The sequence below is a fragment of the Pseudomonas sp. R9.37 genome, from assembly GCF_963878885.1.
Lineage (GTDB): Bacteria > Pseudomonadota > Gammaproteobacteria > Pseudomonadales > Pseudomonadaceae > Aquipseudomonas.
Map to the genome: position 1 here is coordinate 20,387 of NZ_CAWNZA010000002.1, position 18,969 is coordinate 39,355.

At 61.9% G+C, this 18,969-nt stretch carries 11 protein-coding genes; 6 read left to right on the plus strand and 5 right to left on the minus strand.

Features of this window, described 5'->3' with window-relative positions:
• Window positions 1-13: 13 nt before the first annotated feature.
• From AACU78_RS01230 to AACU78_RS01245, 4 genes are all read right to left on the minus strand, one after another.
• Window positions 14-1,360: an HD domain-containing phosphohydrolase gene (locus AACU78_RS01230; protein WP_106579425.1), complete on the minus strand. Its 1,347-nt coding sequence runs from the start codon at window positions 1,358-1,360 to the stop codon at window positions 14-16.
• Between the two features lie 168 nt (window positions 1,361-1,528).
• The gene (locus AACU78_RS01235; RefSeq protein WP_106579426.1) at window positions 1,529-1,801 is read right to left on the minus strand and encodes a type B 50S ribosomal protein L31; all 273 of its coding nucleotides are present in this window, start codon (window positions 1,799-1,801) and stop codon (window positions 1,529-1,531) included.
• A gap of 99 nt (window positions 1,802-1,900) precedes the next feature.
• Window positions 1,901-3,226, minus strand: a complete 1,326-nt coding sequence (locus AACU78_RS01240) for an APC family permease (RefSeq protein ID WP_106579427.1) — start codon at window positions 3,224-3,226, stop codon at window positions 1,901-1,903.
• 270 nt (window positions 3,227-3,496) lie between these two features.
• Window positions 3,497-4,318 (minus strand): carbon-nitrogen hydrolase family protein, encoded by an 822-nt coding sequence (locus tag AACU78_RS01245; protein WP_106579428.1) that lies wholly within the window; start codon window positions 4,316-4,318, stop codon window positions 3,497-3,499.
• 93 nt (window positions 4,319-4,411) lie between these two features.
• Between AACU78_RS01245 and AACU78_RS01250 the strand changes: the two genes are divergently transcribed.
• From AACU78_RS01250 to AACU78_RS01265, 4 genes are all read left to right on the plus strand, one after another.
• Window positions 4,412-5,176 (plus strand): helix-turn-helix transcriptional regulator, encoded by a 765-nt coding sequence (locus tag AACU78_RS01250; RefSeq protein WP_106579429.1) that lies wholly within the window; start codon window positions 4,412-4,414, stop codon window positions 5,174-5,176.
• A gap of 27 nt (window positions 5,177-5,203) precedes the next feature.
• Window positions 5,204-6,823 carry an FMN-binding glutamate synthase family protein gene (locus AACU78_RS01255; protein ID WP_106579430.1) on the plus strand — a complete coding sequence of 540 codons (1,620 nt, stop codon included), beginning with the start codon at window positions 5,204-5,206 and terminating at the stop codon, window positions 6,821-6,823.
• A gap of 65 nt (window positions 6,824-6,888) precedes the next feature.
• On the plus strand, window positions 6,889-7,185 hold the full coding sequence (locus tag AACU78_RS01260) for a cupin domain-containing protein (protein WP_106579431.1): 297 nt from the start codon (window positions 6,889-6,891) through the stop codon (window positions 7,183-7,185).
• Between the two features lie 132 nt (window positions 7,186-7,317).
• The gene (locus AACU78_RS01265; protein WP_106579432.1) at window positions 7,318-8,442 is read left to right on the plus strand and encodes an OpgC family protein; all 1,125 of its coding nucleotides are present in this window, start codon (window positions 7,318-7,320) and stop codon (window positions 8,440-8,442) included.
• Window positions 8,443-8,489: 47 nt separating this feature from the next.
• Here AACU78_RS01265 and AACU78_RS01270 read toward each other — a convergent pair whose 3' ends face one another.
• Window positions 8,490-9,902, minus strand: a complete 1,413-nt coding sequence (locus tag AACU78_RS01270) for an amino acid permease (protein ID WP_106579433.1) — start codon at window positions 9,900-9,902, stop codon at window positions 8,490-8,492.
• A gap of 454 nt (window positions 9,903-10,356) precedes the next feature.
• On the opposite strand from AACU78_RS01270, the gene AACU78_RS01275 reads away from it, so the two are divergent.
• Window positions 10,357-15,690 carry a hypothetical protein gene (locus AACU78_RS01275; RefSeq protein ID WP_146151453.1) on the plus strand — a complete coding sequence of 1,778 codons (5,334 nt, stop codon included), beginning with the start codon at window positions 10,357-10,359 and terminating at the stop codon, window positions 15,688-15,690.
• Between the two features lie 89 nt (window positions 15,691-15,779).
• A complete protein-coding gene (locus tag AACU78_RS01280) occupies window positions 15,780-18,869 on the plus strand; it encodes a transglycosylase domain-containing protein (RefSeq protein WP_106579435.1) in 3,090 nt (1,029 codons plus the stop codon).
• Window positions 18,870-18,969: the final 100 nt, after the last annotated feature.

Below are 18,969 nucleotides of genomic sequence, written 5' to 3' on the forward strand. Positions count from 1 at the left end.
CACAGATAGCGCGTTATTCGCAAAGCAATCCTTCATGCCGCTCTTTGATAAACACGCTGTACCTGGCGCCTTCCATCGTCTCAAAGGCAATCAACTTGTCCACCAGCGGCAGGTTCAGCACCTTGCCGGCGTTGAGCAACAACATGCCGTTATCGGCGTTGAGGTTGCGCGCCAGCACCATGCCCTCCTCCAGCTCGCGGGTGCCCAGCACCCTGACGCTGGGGTCGCCCAGGGTCACGTCATTGAGGTACGTGGCGCAGACTGAAACAAAACTTTCCACCATGTCGGGGTCGTAAAGGCGACCGGCGTATTTGCGGATATAGAGCAGCGCTTCGTCGCTGTTCATTTGGCGTTCGAGGATCAGGCCCTTTTGCAGCTCGATAAAGTCCACCGCCAGTTTCAACAGGCGCGAACCTGCGGGAATCGCGTCACCCTTGAGGTGATCGGGAAAGCCGCTGCCGTCCCAGCGCTCCTGATGATGGCGGATAAGCCGCGCTGCGTCTTTCATCGGTTCCAGGGTCATCAGCAACGATTCGCTTTGGGTGGCGTAAGCGCGATAACGCTCACGGTCGCTGCTGTGCAACAAGTCTGAAGGCGAGGCCATCATGCTGTCGCTCCAGCTCAATTTGCCGATGTTGTAGAGCGCGGCAGCCATGGTCAGGTCGCGGTTACTGGCCTCATCTACGCCATGGGCCACACACCAGGTGCGCACCAATTCGATGATTTGCCGGTTGGTCTGCTTGGCGCGCGGTAAGCGCAGGTTGGCCAACAACGAGAACACCTCGGTGCCCGTGGCGTAGCTGTGTTTGAGCTCTTCGTAGGCCAGGTCGAGCATATCGGCGGTTTGCTGCAATTCACTGGTGCGAGAGGCAACACGTTTTTCCAATGTGGCGTTGAGCTGCTTGAGTTCATCGTTCTGCGCCTGGATCAGCAGCTCCAGGCGCCCACGTTCGCGCTCCGAATGCTGATGGGCCAAGGATTGACGCAGGGCCAGCAGCAGTTCTTCATCGTTCCAGGGCTTGCTCAGGTAACGGTAGATCTGGCCTTCGTTAATGGCTTTGACGATCAGCGTCAGGTCGGTCTCGCCGGTCAGCAGAATGCGCACCGTGTGCGGGTGGTGTTGGTGGATGTGCGCCAGCAACGAGGCACCATCCATGTCCGGCAGACGCGCGGCGCTCATCACCAGGTCAATGGGTTGAGTGGCGAGAATGCCCAGGGCATCAGCGGCGCAGGTGGCGCTGTGCAGTTCGAAGGGCTCCAGGCTGAGCAGTCGCTTGAGGCTGTGCAAAACGTCCGGGTGGGCGTCGATCAACAGCAGCACTGGACGGTTGGCATCGATAAAGGTCACTGACTCTCCCATGGGACACCTCGGATCGTCGATCTGCGTTCCTTACGGTCTGGGACAATGCCTCCTGGCGATTACCCGGTAGTTTAGTTGGTTTTTACCAGGTGATGGCCTTGCGATATCAACGCATAAAAAAAGCCGCTCCAAATGCTGGAGCGGCCTTTGAGGTGAAACGTGAATCCCTCACGCCTCGGCGTTTTTTGGGCTGGTGCCAAACGACGCAAAACGCTTGTTGAACCCGGCAATCCGGCCTTCGACCTGAGTCTTGCGTTGCTGGCCGGTGTAGATCGGGTGCGAGGCGCTGGAGACGTCCAACGGGATGTAAGGGTACGTGTTGCCATCGCTGTGTGTGTGGGTGCGATCACTGTCGGCCGTGGAGCCTATCAGGAAGAACACGTCGGCGGCGGTGTCATGGAACAGCACGGTGCGGTAGTCGGGATGGATACCAGTTTTCATAGTGCCTCCGGGGCGTTTGAGTGCATCAATGTGTTACACAGTAACACAAATCATGCGCCCAAACGAGAACCGATTGCAATAAGGATAGACCTGTAGCGTCTATGCAGCTTCCTGAAAGTCCATTTCCGGCGGCTGTTGCGAGAAGCCGCGCGTCAGGAACCCCAGGTAAACCAGGCCGATCGCCAACCACACCACGCCCAGGTAAATCGCCAGATGATCGAGGCTGACCATCAGCCACACGTCCGCCGCGAGGCCGATGGCCGGGAACAGCAGGAACAACATCAACTCACGCACGCCACGCGCTTTCGCGCCGATCCAGTAGTGAAAGATCACCGACAGGTTCACCAGGCTGAACGCCAGGAATGCACCGAAGTTGATGAACGAGGTGGAGGTGGTCACATCCAGCTTCAATGCCAGCAACGCCACGACCGCACACAACAGGATGCTGTTGACCGGCGTGCCGAAGCGCGCATGCAAGGTGCCAAAGAACGACTTGGGCAACACGCCGTCGCGCCCCATCGCGAACAACAAGCGCGAACCGCTGGCCTGGGCCGACAGCCCCGAGGCGAACTGGCCGACGATCAAGCCGATCAGGAAGATCGACACAAACAGGTCACCGCCGACATTGCGCGCAATTTCATAGGCCGCCGAATCCACATCGGCAAACTCGAACGACGGATGCGCGATCTGCACGAAATACGACACGCCAACGAAGATCAACCCGCCGATCAAGGTGATCAGCATGATCGCCCGCGGAATGGTCCGGCGTGGGTCGCGGGTTTCTTCAGTCAAGGTACTGACCGCGTCAAAGCCCAGGAACGAATAGCAGGCAATCGCCGCCCCGCTCATGATCAGCGGCATGTGCATCTGGCCGTTGAAGAACGGCGCGACGGTCCACAGCGGCTTGCTCGCGTCGCCCCCGATGTAATGGATGCACAGCGCGACAAACGCAATCAGCACCAGAAACTGCACCAACATCAGCAGCGCATTAATGCCGTTGGCCAGTTTCAGACCGATGATATTGATCGCCGTGGTGACGCCGATAAACGCCAGCACCCAGATCCATTGCGGCACCGCAGGGAATGCCGAATGCAGGTACGCCGCCCCGATCAACCAGATGGCCATGGGCAAGAACAGGTAGTCGAGCAACACCGCCCAACCGGCGATAAAGCCCAGTTTCGGGCTGATCGCCTTGCGCACGTAGCTGTAGGCGGAACCGGCCACCGGAAAGGCCGACGCCATACGCCCGTAACTCATGGCGGTAAAGAACATCGCCACCAGGGCGGCCAGGTAAGCGGCCGGCACCATGCCGCCAGTGGATTGCGCGAGGATGCCGAAGGTGCCGAGCACAATGATCGGCGTCATATAGGCGATGCCAAACAGCACCACCGACCCTAACGACAGGGTGCGTTGCAAACGAGCCATGAGCGATTCTCCGCTGATTTATTAGATTTATGGCAGAACTGAAGTCGGTGAAGCGGATGTCATTTTTCTTATGATCAAGCGTATTTACTGTGGCGAGCGATGCTTGATGTAGCGAGCGGGCTTGATGTGGCGAGCGGGCTTGCCCCGCGTTGGGCTGCGCAGCGGCCCCATTACATTCACTGCATTTCTCCAGGCAAACCGCGGTTGCAGGTTTTAGGGCCGCTTCGCGCCCCAACGCGGGGCAAGCCCGCTCGCCACAAAGGGTCAGCCTTAATTGTGTGGAATCAGCAGTTCACGCGTCCCATCCGTGCGCTCGATCACCTCACCCGGCAATTTCAAGCGCTGGTCGTCGAGGTAGCGGTAGTCCTTGCGAGCCGCCACCAATTGGTCAAGGTCCAGCTCGACGGTAAATTGCCGTTCCTCGCGCCCGGCTTCGAACAGCAAGCTGCCAAACGGGTCGACCAGGGCACTGCCGCCGGCGAACAACAGGCCGCCATCGCCTTCTTCCACCCGATTGACCATCAGCGCAAACGCCTGGTTTTCCTGGGCGCGCGCCATGATCGCGGTGCGGTGCGTGGGACCGTAAGGGTCCATGTTGCCGTTGGTGACAATCAGCAGTTCGGCGCCCAGTTGCGCGTTGGCGCGGGCAGTTTCCGGGAACTCGATGTCGTAGCAGATCAACAGGCCGACGCGCACACCGTTCCACAAGCAAGTGGCATAGCGGTCACCGGGCGTGAACACGCCGCGATCCGAGGCCCACAGGTGGGTCTTGCGATACCGCAGGGCGATGCCTTCGGGGGTGATCAGCAACGTGGTGTTATAGAATTGGCCGGCGTCGCTCTCGGCCATGCCGATCACCACGGCGATATTGCCTGCGCGAGCCGCCTCGACAACGGCCTGCACGGTCGGGCCATCCACCGGCTCGGCGATGTCGGCGACGGTCTCGGCTGACGGGAAGCCCATCAGGTGGGTTTCCGGAAATACGATCAGTTGCGTGTCGGCGGCGCAGGCAGCAATTGCCGCCAAGGCGCGCTCAAGGTTGTAAGCTGTGCCGTTATCACGACCTGCCAACTGGGCAAATTCGACCTTCATGGGAAGTCCTGTTGTTTTATCTGTGGCGCAGTATGCGCAGCCGCACCCGTCGGGGAAATCACGCCGCCGGGGTAACCCTATGGGGGTAGACGAATGACAGTCTCGCTACAAGACATCGCCTGGCACCGTTCGGTGGGGCAAATGATAGACGCCCTCGACCAGGCCAACTTCTGGACCCAGCTCGTGCGCTTGCTGGACAACTACGTGCCGTTCGACAGCTGGGTGGTATTGCTGTTCAGCAGCGCGCACCGCCCGCTGGTGTTCGCCGAATGCCCGGGCGTCGACGGCACGCCGGACCAGTTGTTCCAGGACTACCTCAACGGCCTGTACCTGCTCGACCCCTTCTACATCGCCAGCCGCGAACACTCACGCACCGGCCTGTTTCGCCTGGCCGAAGTCGCGCCGGAGCACTTTGAACTCACCGAGTACTACCAGCGCTACTTCCGCCTGAACGTGGTGGCCGATGAAATCCAATTTAATTGCCAGTTGGCGGATGGGCGTACCCTGTGCCTGTCCCTGGGCTCGAAACAGCGTTTTGACCCGCAGCAGATCGCTCTGCTGTCGCTGATCCAGCCTTGGGTGCTGAGCCTGCTGCGCCAGCGCCTGCCCTTTGAACTCAAGCAGGTCAGCGCACCGCAGCCGCCGATTCAGAATGATGACTGGGGCGCGCAACTCACCGCCCGTGAGCTGGATGTGGGCCGCTTGATGCTCAGCGGTTGCTCCAGCAAGGAAATCGCTCGTAAGCTGGAAATCTCTGTTGAAACCGTGAAAGTCCATAAAAAACACATGTACAGCAAGCTAGGGATCAAATCCCAGTCGGAGCTGTTCTCGATCTTTCTACAGGCGCAAAACGCCTAGCCGATGAGTGAACCCAAGGAAAACCGTATGAGCCTGTCGTTACTAAGCCGTTACGCCTTCTTTGCCGTGTGCGTCATTTTTACCCTCGCCAGCCTCCCCTTTATCGAACATGAATGGCTGTGGCCAATCACCGTGGTCACCGGCGTGCTCAGCTTGATCGGTCTGTTCGACCTGCTGCAAAGCCCCCACGCGGTGCGCCGCAACTACCCGATCCTGGGCAATATCCGTTACCTGGTGGAGGCCATCCGCCCGGAAATCCGCCAGTACCTGCTCGAATCCGACAGCGACGCGCTGCCCTTCTCACGCGCGCAACGCTCACTGGTTTACTCGCGCGCCAAGAACGAAACCGCCGACAAACCCTTCGGCACCCTGATCGACGTGTATCAATCGGGCTTCGAATTCATCGGCCACTCCATGCGCCCTGCGCCGTTGAGTGACCCGAGCGCGTTTCGCGTGATGGTCGGCGGCCCGCAGTGCAAGCAGCCGTACTCGGCGTCGGTGTTCAATATCTCGGCCATGAGCTTCGGCTCGTTGAGCGCCAACGCCATTCGCGCATTGAACCAGGGCGCCAAGCTCGGCAACTTTGCCCACGACACCGGCGAAGGCAGCATCAGCCCTTACCACCGCGAAAACGGCGGCGACCTGACCTGGGAACTGGGCAGTGGCTACTTCGGCTGCCGTACCAGCGACGGCCGCTTCGACCCGGAACGCTTCGCCGCGCAGGCGCAGAACCCGCAAGTACGCATGATCGAAATCAAGATGAGCCAGGGCGCAAAACCCGGCCATGGCGGGATTCTGCCCAAGCACAAGGTCACCAAGGAAATTGCCGAGACGCGCGGCATCATGATGGGCGAAGACTGCATCTCGCCGTCGCGCCACAGCGCGTTTTCCACGCCGATTGAAATGATGCAGTTCATCGCCCAACTGCGCGAACTGTCCGGCGGCAAACCGGTGGGCTTCAAGTTTTGCCTGGGCCACCCGTGGGAGTTCATGGGCATCGCCAAGGCCATGCTCGAAACCGGCATCCTCCCGGACTTTATCGTGGTCGACGGCAAGGAAGGCGGCACCGGCGCCGCGCCGGTGGAGTTCACCGACCATATTGGTGTGCCGCTGCGTGAAGGTCTGCTGTTTGTGCACAACACGCTGGTGGGCCTCAATCTGCGCGACAAGATCAAGCTCGGCGCCAGCGGCAAGATCGTCAGCGCGTTCGATATCGCCAGCGTCCTGGCCATTGGCGCCGACTGGGCCAACTCCGCGCGCGGCTTCATGTTTGCCATCGGCTGCATCCAGTCGCAGAGCTGCCACACCAACAAATGCCCGACCGGCGTCGCCACCCAGGACCCGCTGCGTCAACGTGCGCTGGTGGTGCCGGACAAAGCCCAGCGCGTGTTCAACTTCCACCGCAACACCCTCAAGGCCCTGGCGGAAATGCTCGCCGCAGCCGGTCTGGATCATCCCTCGCAGCTGTCGGCCAAGCACCTGGTGCGACGCATGTCGGCGACTGAAATCAAACTGTTCTCGCAACTGCATGTGTTCCTCAAGCCCGGTGAACTGCTCACCGGTGAAGTGAACGGCGAGTTCTATTCGCGCATGTGGCAGATGGCACGCGCGGACAGTTTTGAGCCGAATGAGCTGGTAGCCGCGTAACCCGATGAAAACTATTCACTGCTGAACCGGACCACCGACGGCATCGTTGAAACCAGGAGATTCACATGCCGTTACTCGACTTCGCCGCCCTCGCCGGGCAACTGCCTGACAGCTGGAAATCCACGCGCCTGGGCCAGGTAGGCCCGGCGCGGATCAAGGTGTTGCGCATGGATGAGCAGGCCTACGAGGCAGAAACCCACGCTTACAACGAAGGCCTGCTGGTGATCAGCGGCCTGCTGCGCTTGAGCATCGGTGACGAGGAAATCCGCGTGGAAGCCGGCCAGATGTACCTCGTCCAAGCCGGTATCGCCCACGCGGTCCTTGCCGGTAGCCAAGGCACGTTGGTGATCATTGATGTCTAGAGACATTCAGTAATACCCAGCCTTTGCAATTGCTTATAAATACCGCCAACCTGCGCCCGCCCGACGTGCGGCGTGCGACAACGTTGCCGTGCACCTGTCATTACTAAACTATTTGTTCAAGAGCCCGCTGCCATGCTGAACGGACGCGACCCGCGCATCGATTTTTTTCGGGGCCTGGCGTTGATCTTCATTTTCTGGGATCACGTCCCCCACAATCCCCTCGGCCAGATCACCCTGCGCAATATCGGGTTCAGCGACGCGGCTGAAGTCTTCGTGTTCCTTGCCGGCTACGCCTCGGTGCTGGCGTACGGCAAGGTCCTGCAGCGCGAAGGCTACTGGATGGCCTGCTTGAAGATCCTGCGGCGCACGTGGGTGCTGTACGTGGTGCACATCTTCCTGCTGGCAATGCTGATGGGCATTGTGTTCTTCGCCAACAGCCATGTCGAAACCCGCGACCTGGTCGAAGAGATGGGCCTGACGCATTTTGTCACCCATCCTCAGCAAGCGCTGGTGGACGAATTGCTGTTGCGCTTCAAGCCGAACCTGATGGACCCGCTGCCCCTGTATATCGTGCTGTTGGCGGGCTTGCCGCTGGTACTGCCACTGCTGCTGCGCAAGACCTGGGCGGTGGTCGCGGTGTCGATGGCGGTGTACCTGCTGGCGCCGCACCTGGGCTGGAACCTGGCCGCCATTGCTGACGGCGTGTGGTACTTCAACCCGGTCACCTGGCAGTTTCTGTTTGTCCTGGGTGGCGCGGCGGCCATTCACGGGCAACAACCCCGCGCACAGGATAATCGGCCACTGCTGCGCCAGCCGTTGTTCGTCACGGCGGCGGTCTACGCGCTGGCGGCGGGTGTGCTCACCCTCGCCTGGCGTTGGCCTGAGGTGCACGACGCATTGATGCCAGCGGCCTTGAGCGAACTGCTCTACCCGATCAGCAAGACCGACTTGTCACCGGTGCGACTGTTGCACTTCCTGGCGCTGGCCTACGTCACCGCCAAACTGTTGCCTGGGCGTGCCTGGACACAAAATTGGCTGGCCCGGCAGACCTGCCGGATGGGGCGTTATTCGTTGGAAGTATTCTGCCTGGGCGTCTTACTGGCGCCGTTGGCGGATATGCTCAACGCCCTGGCTGGCGATGCCTTGACCATGCAAATCGTCACCGCACTGGTCGGCGCCGCCCTGATGGCCGCGCTGGGCGCCTGGCTGGAATTCAACCAACGCCTGAGCCAATCGCCTCGCGTGGCCACCGCCTGAAAAACAAAAAGCCCCGATCTCGGGGCTTTTTGTTGTGCGCCTGAACGTCAGGCTTGAGCACGCGCCGCAGCCTGGGTGGGCTGCAACTTGAACACGTAGAACAGCACTGTCAGCAGCACCAGGAACACCGGGCCGACATACAGCGCGACACGCGTGTCCGGGAAGTACGCCATCAGCCCTACCACCAGCACCAGGAACGCCAGCGCCAGGTACGAACTGACCGGGTACAGCCACATGCGGTACTTGAGGCCGGCTGCCTCGGCCGGGCTCAGGCTTTTACGGAACTTGAGCTGAGCCAGCAGGATCATCAGCCAGGTCCAGATCGCGCCGAAGGTGGCGATGGACGTCACCCAGACGAAGACCTTCTCGGGGACCATGTAGTTGAGCAACACGCCCAGCAGCAGCACGAAAATCGACAGCAGCAGCGCCTTGCGCGGCACGCCATTGCTTGAGGTGGTGCCGAAGGCGGCCGGGGCCTGACCGTTCTGCGCCAGGCTGTAGAGCATGCGGCCGGTGCTGAAGATGCCGCCGTTGCAGGAGGACAACGCAGCCGTGATCACCACAAAGTTGATGATGCCGGCGGCGGTCTTGATGCCCAGTCGCTCGAAGGTCATCACGAATGGGCTGCCCTGGGTGCCGATTTCATTCCATGGGTAGATCGACAGAATCACGAACAGCGCGCCCACGTAGAACAGCAGGATGCGCCAGAACACCGAGCCGATGGCGCTCGGGATAGTCTTCTGCGGGTTCTTCGCTTCACCGGCGGTAAGGCCGATCATTTCCACGCCCAGGTACGCGAACATCACCATTTGCAGGGACATCAATACGCCGGTCACACCATTGGGCATGAAGCCGCCGTGGGCCCACAGGTTGGAAATCCCCAGTGCCACGCCGTCGTTGCCAAAGCCGAACGCGATGATGCCGACGCCACCGATCACCATGGCAATGATCGTGACGATCTTGATCAGCGCGAACCAGAACTCGAACTCACCGAATGCCTTGACCGCAATCAGGTTGATCGTGCCCATGCTGACCAGCGCCGCCAGCGCCCAGATCCAGCGCGGCACATCGGGAAACCAGACGCCCATGTAGACGGCAACGGCGGTGATTTCTGCCACGCAGGTCACCAACCACAGGAACCAGTAGTTCCAGCCGGTAAGAAAGCCCGCCAGCGGGCCGAGGTAGTCCTGGGCGTAACGGCTGAACGAACCGGCGACGGGGTTATGCACCGCCATTTCGCCGAGCGCGCGCATGATCACCAGGATCGCCAGGCCGCCAATGATGTAGGAGAGCATGATCGCCGGACCGGCCATTTCGATGGCCTTGGCGGAACCCAGGAACAGGCCGACACCGATACAGGCGCCGAGGGCCATCAGGCGAATATGCCGTTCGCCCAGTTCACGTTTCAGCGGGCCGCCCTGAGCGGTCTCGCCATGGGGCAGGTGATTGCCAACTGGCATAGGGGTACAACCTCGTCTTGTTATTGGATATGAACCACCGAGCGTTGCGCACGCCAAGCCGGTAAGCCGGGGGCGCACTTCAACCAGGCCTGTTTCGTGGACAGGCACGTCCGGCAGCGCACAGCCTGCGGGATCGGCGGGGGTGCAGTATAAAAAGCCGACACTAGGGTCTTTCACTCTAAAAATGACTAAATTCAGCGATAAGTCTGGGTAAATAAGCCTTTTACAAGCAAGCATTACCTGCCTTTACGCATTTATCAGGTCATCGCGAGGGCCGTGAGTATTGCACAGTGATGGTGCAGCGTCATGCCTGGGCCGACGCCCTCCGCCCGTCAAGGAAGGCTCTGGCCCAAGGCTTCGAGCTCGGCCACAGGTAAATCGGAACCGTCATGATCCCCCTGCCAACGGCACTCCCTCAGGATGAGGGAACAGCCTCCATGCACAGGGAAAATCAATGGACACGCCTACCGAACGACTCGAGCAGGGCCGCGCCCGACGCCAGGAGGGTGATCAGCACATGGTCACTGCCCTGATCAATCATTTGAATGGCACCAGCGCAGCGCCGCTGCTGATACCGCCCCATTCTTCGCCAGGTTGCTGGCTGCAACTCTGGCGCCAGGCCATTAACCGCCCGCGCTTCATCGCCTGGGCCCGGCAACGGAACATCGACCTTGCCAGCCTGACCCTGGCCAATGGCAGCCTGACAGACCAGACCCAAAAAACCTGGACCCTGTGGGACGACGCGCAAGGTTGCGCCCTGGCCCTTCCCCTCCTGACCATCGCCGACATCCTGGACCCAGCGGCCAGCGGCCTGCCGTACGGGCCGATGACTGCCGGCGAGAACACGCTGCAATTGCCCGCCAGCCAAGTGCTGCGGTTCTACGGTTACCCTCAGCCGCAGACCCGGGGCCAGCGAATGATCGTCATCCAGGCCCTCGATCAACTCAACCCTTTCGCCAGCGCCAGTCCAACGCTGGCGCGTGATTTCGAACGGCTGAACCAAGATCTGCTGCAGCTGGCCGACAGCCTGGAGGCTGCCGCGAGCGAAGCGGGTTTCAACCCGCAAACCGCTCACCGCAACAGGCTGACCCTCGACTCCGGCTCTTTTGCAGCCAATGCCCAACAAGCCGGCGCAGCGCTGCTGGGTTACATCACCCGTCATCAAGACTTCCTGGCGCTGGAGCCAGTTCACGGCCTGCAGCCCGGCCACTACACATTCGATCCCGACACCCGCCAGCTCACCGGCCAGCGCGCAGATGGCGCACAGGTGGCACTCGGCATCGAATGGCTGTTGCCGCTGCCACTGGCAGGCCGTCTCGAACAACTGGTCAGTGTGGCGCAACAGCTCGGCACCTCTGTTCACCAAAGCGGCCAGTTCAGCGTGGCGCAGTTGCTGCACTGCCATGACCTGGCGGTGCCCGCCACGTCAGACACGGCCAGGGCGCTGAGCCTGCGCTTGCGCGCGTCGCAGCCCCTGCACGTGCCGCCCGTCTGCGACTTCGCCGAGGCCGATATTGCGCTCATGCAGCAACTGCACTGGCAGCGTCTGGACCATGACCGCGACCATGCTGCGGCGGCTTTGCGCACGCTGCTCGAGGGCAAAGCCGCTGAGGCCGTGATTGCCACGCACTTGACGTTGCTGCAGGTCTGGGCCGGCGACGCCCATTTGCATCCGGCGCTCGCACCTGCGCCGCGCACCGAGGCGCGCAGCCTCGCCCAGCATCTACAAGGCCAGGGTCTGGCCGTTCCGCGTACCGCCGGCGACGCCCTGGGTACGCTGCAAATCCTCGAAATGACCCTGCCGCGCAGCACTCAACACGCTGACTATCGACAAGGTTTGCCGTTAACGCCCGACCAGCGTGAGACCGTGCGAACGCGGGTCAACGCCTGGCTGCCGCGCACGAGCAGCAGGCTGTTGGAGTATCTGGCGGGGCCGTTGTTGACCGAGCTGTCCCGAACCGCGATTCGCACCCAGGCCGACCGGTTGCTCAAGCTCATGCTCAGGCGCCCTCCTGCCCGGCAACTGGGCCGACGGTTGCTGGAGGCACTGGGCGGGTACGGCCAGCATCCACACGAACACACCAACAGCGCCAGCCTTGAAAACCTGGTGCTGGCCGCGCTGATGATCGAGCTTGATCCGCTGCCGGATGAACAGCGTTACGTCGTCGCGGGGTTCAACCTCGCCCAAAGCAGCCAATGGGGCCGTTCCCACGCGGCGCTGCGTGAGGACCTGGAACTGCACCTGATACGCAGTGGCGTCGTCTCGGCTGAGGCCACGCCGCTGGCGGCCCACCTGCTGCTCGCGGGGGCAGCACCGGAGTTTCTGGTGCGGGAACTGCCGGACACGTTGCGCTTCATGACCTCCACCCAGTGGCTGGTGTTCAGCCAAGGCGTGGCGATGGCGCAGAGGATCGCGCCCGGCTCACCGCAGCAACTGAGCTACAACGATGTCATCGCCTTGGCGTCACGGGAGGACACCTCGCCCGAGCAGCAACAATGGCGCGAATACACCGCAACCCAAGGCCTGCTCGATTGGGCCGTCGCCCAGGGTGAACTGACGCAACAGGCCGACGGACGCTACCCGATCGGCGCGATCAACGCGGCGAAAGCCCGACTGCAGGCGCGCCTGGAGGCACTGAAAAGCGCCTTCATGACGTTCGCCAGCGACCCTCCGACGCGCCGGTCGGTGGCGCTCGATGACCTGCGAAACGTCTTCCCGGGCCACTCCCGCATCAATACGCCCGACCTGCGCTGGGCGTTGGCGTCGCGCCTGCAACTGAACCTCGGCCTGGCGTCCAGCGGCCCGCCGCGTTGGCACAACGTGCCTTACCTCAGCCAGCACTCCCTCGTGGACTTGCACAGCCAGGGCTGGCTGCAGCCTTTTTCGCGCCATTGGGCATCGGTTCACCCACACCTGGACCTGAACCTGATGCGCAGCGCGTTCAGCCGCCTGGGGCATGTGAATACGCTGTTCGAGGCCGCCTTCGACGCCCACATTGACCGCCTTAAACAGGCGTACGCCACCACCCTTCAGGACCTGCTGGCACAATTACCGCTGGCCGAGCGTGCCCGGCTGCCCATCGGCGAACTGCAATTGCTGGTGCTGAGCAAAGAGGCCACCAAGGCCGAAACCCTGGAAACCCGCGAGGAAAAAAGAGCCCGCGTCGGACGCTTCGGCATCATCCTGCGCTGCACCCTGCCCCACGCCACCCACGATTACGAGTTGTTCCCACTGCTCAACCGCCTGCATAAACGCAGCGGCCCTGCCCTGGTGTTTGACCTGGGCGGCAAACCCCTGTCGGTCACCACCGGCCGACCAGGCTCGGTTCAACCCGTCAGTGTCTTGCACACCGGCAATCCACTGGCCATCGACTGGCAAGCCTACGAAACCGGCAGCGCGCCGCGGCCGAACGTGTTCTCCACGGTGGTCGTCGAGCAGCTCTGGCAGCAGGGCCCTACACCCGCCGAAACCGCCACCCCGCGGTTCGGTTCGGCGATCCTGCGCAGCATCACCCAGGCCATCGTCGAGCGGCATTTTTTCCTCGACGTCGAAGCTGCGCGACAACAGGCGCGCGGCGCGTCCGCCGAAGAGGGCTTCGAACACCACCACGACGCGTTGACCCAACGCCTCAAAATCCTGGTGCCGTTGTGGTCGTGCGGCCAGGATATCGCCTCGGGCGACCCCCACCGCATGACGTATGGCAGCTACCAGTGCCTGCTCGACCTGTTCGGCCTGCTGATGCCCGCCCGCGCCTACTCGTCGGCCGGCCTGGCGGTACTGAAAAGCACCGCACCGCTGCCAATAAAACTGCTGCAACTGGGCAAATTGAGCACGAACCTGCTGCAGACAACCCTCAACCCCCTCGACCTTACTCCCACACTCGCCAGGTTGGCCCGTAATGGCCTGATCGCTCTGGGCAAGGCCGCGTGGCACACCCTGAGGGAAGCCATCGAGCAAGCACAACGCTGGACCGCCAACACGCCGTTGCGCGAGTACGTGCGCTGGCTGTCCAGGGCCGACATTGGCATCGGTGCCGTACTGGGCGGGAGCGACTTTTCACGCATTGTCGCGATAATGCGCGAAAAACAGTGGTACGCCTTCGACCCTTTCAGCGCGCGACCCTATGGGCCACCGCTGCCCAACTTTCGCCTGGACAGCGCCCTGAGCGTGACACCGGTGCACTGTGTCAACGGTTACCAGGCGCGCGTCACCGAGCGCCTGTTTGACACCCCGCCATTGCTCATTCCTCGCGCCACCGCCACGGATTTACTGGTTGACGGCAAGGTCATGCGCCTTGAACACAGTGCACCGACCCACTTGGACGACCTGGCATCGCCTGCTCATTTTCGCGTCGAACACCATTTCGACACCCGCTGCACGCCCACCCGAAGAAAACGCAACGCGCCCCCATTCATTTGCTTCACCAAAAGGCTCTCTGCGTTTAACCACTCCATTCATCAACGTCGCGTGCAAGCGCTGGAGCATATCCGGATCATTCCCGCGCCCAGTCAGGGCGGTGCGAAGCAGCGACTGGTGTATCACCACACCGTTTACGAAGTCAGCCGTGACGAAGTTGCCTTTGAGCTGACCCAGGTCCCGGCACCGCCCCTGATCTATCGCCGTCGCACGCTGGGCACGCTTGTCGACGAACCGCAATTCGGATTGCCCGACGACCAACTGGACAACCTGCTGGGCCATGAAACCCGGGTGGTGGAACTGCAAGGTATCGCCGAAGGCATTGATGACACGCGCGTCATGCGGGCCATGGTGTTCGAACTCTCCCGGCCTGGGCCGATCCCGGGCCCACGCTGGGTTGTCGAGGCCGACACCGGTGTGTTCTTTGAAGTTATCCAGACCGCCAACCCGCCTGAACTGGTCTTCGATTACCTGGACTTCAGCCAGGGCGGCGAAGCCGCGCGGCTGATCCACGCTTTCTGCGATTACAAGCGCGATTACCTGGACATTGCCGAACTCATGCCCACGCAACCGCTGGTGGCACTGCCGACGCTGGAGGTGCTGTACCGGCAACTGGCAGCCCGCGGTTTTTCTGACGGCACCCTGGCAAGGCTGCGCCATACCGCCAGTACCCTGACCCCCCTCAAACAACGGGAATTATTGTTGAACGCGTCCAGCCAGGGACAGCGTCTGGATGTGCATGTCGCCGCCAAACCCTTGCAGCTGGACATATGGCCGCCACGCCCGGTGGTAGCCGGCGGCCCCAGCGCCGCGCAGATCAACGAGTACCTCGCGCAGAAGGCCCACGCCAGCACGCTGGCGCTGGTCGAAAGAACCGGAGTCGGCGCCGCCAACCTCGTTACCGATGCCGTTGACGACCTGGCGCGGTTGCGGATCGCAGCGCCTGTGGTGCTGTGGCAATACACCCTGGTCGGGCAGCCCGACTACACCGAGATCATCCTCAAGACCGGCGCCGGCAATTGCGACCAGATGGCCCATGTCGCCCATGAACTGATCCGCACCAACGGCGGCGTCTCGCAGATATGGGGCTCACGTCCGCCTACCCATGCCTTTGTGGTGGTCGGCAAAACGCCGTCAAGCCTGGTCGAGACCCAGGACTTCACGGAGGACGACTGGCAGGGTCTGTGGATCTGCGACCCCTGGGCCAGGATTGCCTGCCCGGCAAACCAGTACCTGAACGCGTTCAACGAACGGGTGCGTGACTGGTCCGGCCAGCACATGTCGGTGTACTACAAGGGCCAATGGGAGCGAATCGAAAACTCCAGCTGGCTGGCGGACTGGAAACGCGGCCTGAAACTGTCATGGCGCTAGGCAGCCCGCACACAAAATCTTCACGGCGCATCACCAGCGACTAAGCTTGAACCAAGTCCGATCAATCTGCGTGAATGGATCAATCGACTATGGGCGCTTTATGGCAGACCGATTCGAAACCCGCTGTGGTCCAGACCGACAGTGCGGATCCACCGCCATTGCCACAAAGCCCCCGCTCTCGACGCCTGTGGTGGCGGCTGATGGGGCTGGTGCTGGTGCTTGCGTTGGTGGCCCTGGGGTGGGCCGCCAGTCGGGAAATACGCACCTCGCGCCTGCAGGCTGAACACCTGAGCCCTTTTGCCGCATCACTGAGCTACCGGGTGGAACCTGGCGCGAGTGATGCGATGGTGTATCCCGGCGAGGGTCCTTTTGACCGGCGCCTGGGCTACAGCGCGCTGAATGAGTTCTTGCCACGCCTGCTCAAACGCAACTACGTGATCCAGGCACAGTCGCGGTTTTCCCCGGCGCTGATGAGCTACGCCGAGCACGGCCTGTTCGTGCCCTACGCCGAAAAGGTCCAGGCCGGCCTGACCATCACCGACTGCCGCGCGGCGCCGCTGTACGCCTTCAGTTACCCACAGCAACTCTATGCCAGCTATGCCGCCATTCCACCGCTGGTGGTGCAGAGCCTGTTGTTTATTGAAGACCGCGACCTGCTGGACCCCAAGCGTCCGATGGCCAACCCGGCGGTGGACTGGCCGCGCTTTGCCAAGGCCGCCTGGTCGCAGGTGGCCAAACTGTTGCATCTGCCAGGGCAAACCGCCGGCGGGAGCACCCTGGCTACCCAGCTTGAAAAGTATCGCCATTCGCCCGACGGCCTGACGCTGTCCGGTGGCGAAAAAATCCGCCAGATGATGTCTGCCAGCGTCCGCGCCTACCAACCGGGGCCGCAGACCCTGGACAGCCGGCAGAACATCGTGCGCGACTACCTCAATAGCGTGCCGCTGTCGGCGGTGCCGGGCCATGGTGAAGTGCACGGCATGGCTGAAGGTCTACGCGTGTGGTACGGCGCCGACTTCAACCAGAGCAATGCGCTGTTGAGTGGTAACGCGCCCAAGGACCTTCCAGCAAAAGGCCTGGCGCTGCGCGAAGTGCTGTCGCTGATGATCGCCCAGCGCCGCCCTTCGCATTATCTGACCAAGGGCCGCGATGAGCTGGCGCAATTGACCGACAGCCATATCCGCCTGCTGGCACAGAACAACGTGATCGATCCGGCGCTGGCCAAGGCCGCCCTCGCCAGCCATGTCACTTACCGCGACTGGCAGCAACAACCGACGCTCCAGCCGGTGGAAACCAACAAGGCGATCAACGTCGCACGCAGTCGCCTTGCCAGCCTGCTCAACCGTCCGCTGTATGACCTCGATCGCCTCGACCTGTCGGCCACGAGCACGCTGCAATACGACCTGCAAACCCAGGCCACCGACTATCTCAAGCACCTGGCCGACCCCGCTTTCGCAGGGCAAATGGGCCTGCTCGGCCCGCGCTTGCTCACCCCGCAAAGCACGCCGCAAGTGCGCTACAGCTTCACCCTGTTCGAACTGACGCCCGACGGCGCACGGGTGCGGGTGCAAACCGACAACACCGACCAACCCTTCGATATCAACGAAGGCAGCAAGCTGGAACTGGGCTCCACCGCCAAGCTGCGCGTGCTGACCACCTACCTGCAAATCATCACCGAGCTGCATGATCGCTACCGCGCGCAAACACCAGCCGAGTTGAAAAAAGTCGAGGTCCCCGAACAGGACCCACTGTCACGCTGGGCGCTGGACTACCTGATCCAGAACCCTGAACGCGACCTGTCGAAGATGCTCGACGCGGCCCTCAACCGCACCTATTCGGCAAGCCCCGGCGAAGCGTTTTTCACCGGCGGCGGCTTGCATCACTTCCACAATTTTCGCAATGAAGACAATGGCCGCAGCCCGACCCTGCGCGATGCGTTGCGCGAGTCGATCAACCTGCCGTTCATTCGCCTGATGCGCGATCTGGTGCGCTACACCACCTACTCCGGCGAAGACAACAGCGCGCGCTTGCTCAAAGATGACAACGATCCGCGCCGTCAGGAATACCTGGCCAGGTTCGCCGACCACGAAGGCACCGCGTTCCTGCTCAAGTTCTGGAAAAAGTACCGCAACAAAGACACGCAGACGCGCCTCGACACCTTTATGGATGGCCTGCACCCCACCGCGATTCGCCTGGCTGCTGTGCACCGCTACTTGCTGCCGCAGGCCAGCCAGGAGAGCTTCAACCGTTTTGTGCGCTCCCATCTGAAGAACCCCAAGCCCCCCGAAAAGCTCACGGACGAGCGTCTCGAAAAGCTCTACCAAAGCTACGGCCCCGGCGCCTACGACCTGCCGGACCAAGGCTACATTGCCAAGGTGCACCCGCTCGACCTATGGCTGCTGGGCTATCTGCTCAACCACCCCGATGCGACCTTCGGCGAGATCGTCAAGGCCAGCGAATTCGAACGCCAGGAAGTCTACAGCTGGCTGTTCAAGAGCCGGCACCAGAGCGCGCGCGACAGCCGCATCCGCACCATGCTGGAGATCGAAGCGTTCCTGGAAATCCATCAGCGCTGGCAGGCTGTCGGCTACCCGTTCGACCACCTGGTACCGTCGCTGGCGACCGCTATCGGCAGCTCCGGCGACCGCCCCGCCGCCCTCGCAGAACTGATGGGGATCATCCTCAACGATGGCGTGCGCATTCCGGTGCTGCGCATCGACAGCCTGCATTTTGCCGCCGGCACGCCGTATGAAACGCTCGTGATCAACGATCCCAACCGTGGCAAGCGCGTGATGCCCAGCGAAGTCGCCACGGCGCTGCGCGGTGCACTGTCGCAGGTGGTGGATGCGGGCACGGCGAAACGCGTGGCCGGCAGTTTCAAACTGGCCGATGGCGCGCCGCTGGCCATGGGCGGCAAGACCGGCACCGGCGACAACCGCATCGAAGCCATGGGCGCGGGTGGGCGCATCCTCAGCTCCAAATCGATCAACCGCACCGCAACGTTTGTGTTCTACATCGGCGAGCATCACTTCGGCACGCTGACCGCCTTCGTCCCTGGGGCCTCGGCCGAGCATTTCACCTTCACGTCGGCTTTGCCCGTGCAAGTGCTCAAAGGCATGGCGCCGATCCTCACGCCGTACCTGCAGCCGGGCACGCAGACGCTGTGCGTGGCGCGCTGAATCCAGGGTGTCAGTTATGTATTTTTCACCCTCGAATTGTTGACCGTTACGCGCCTTAAAACCCGCGTAAACCACTATTTTTAAAGCTTATTTTAGTCTC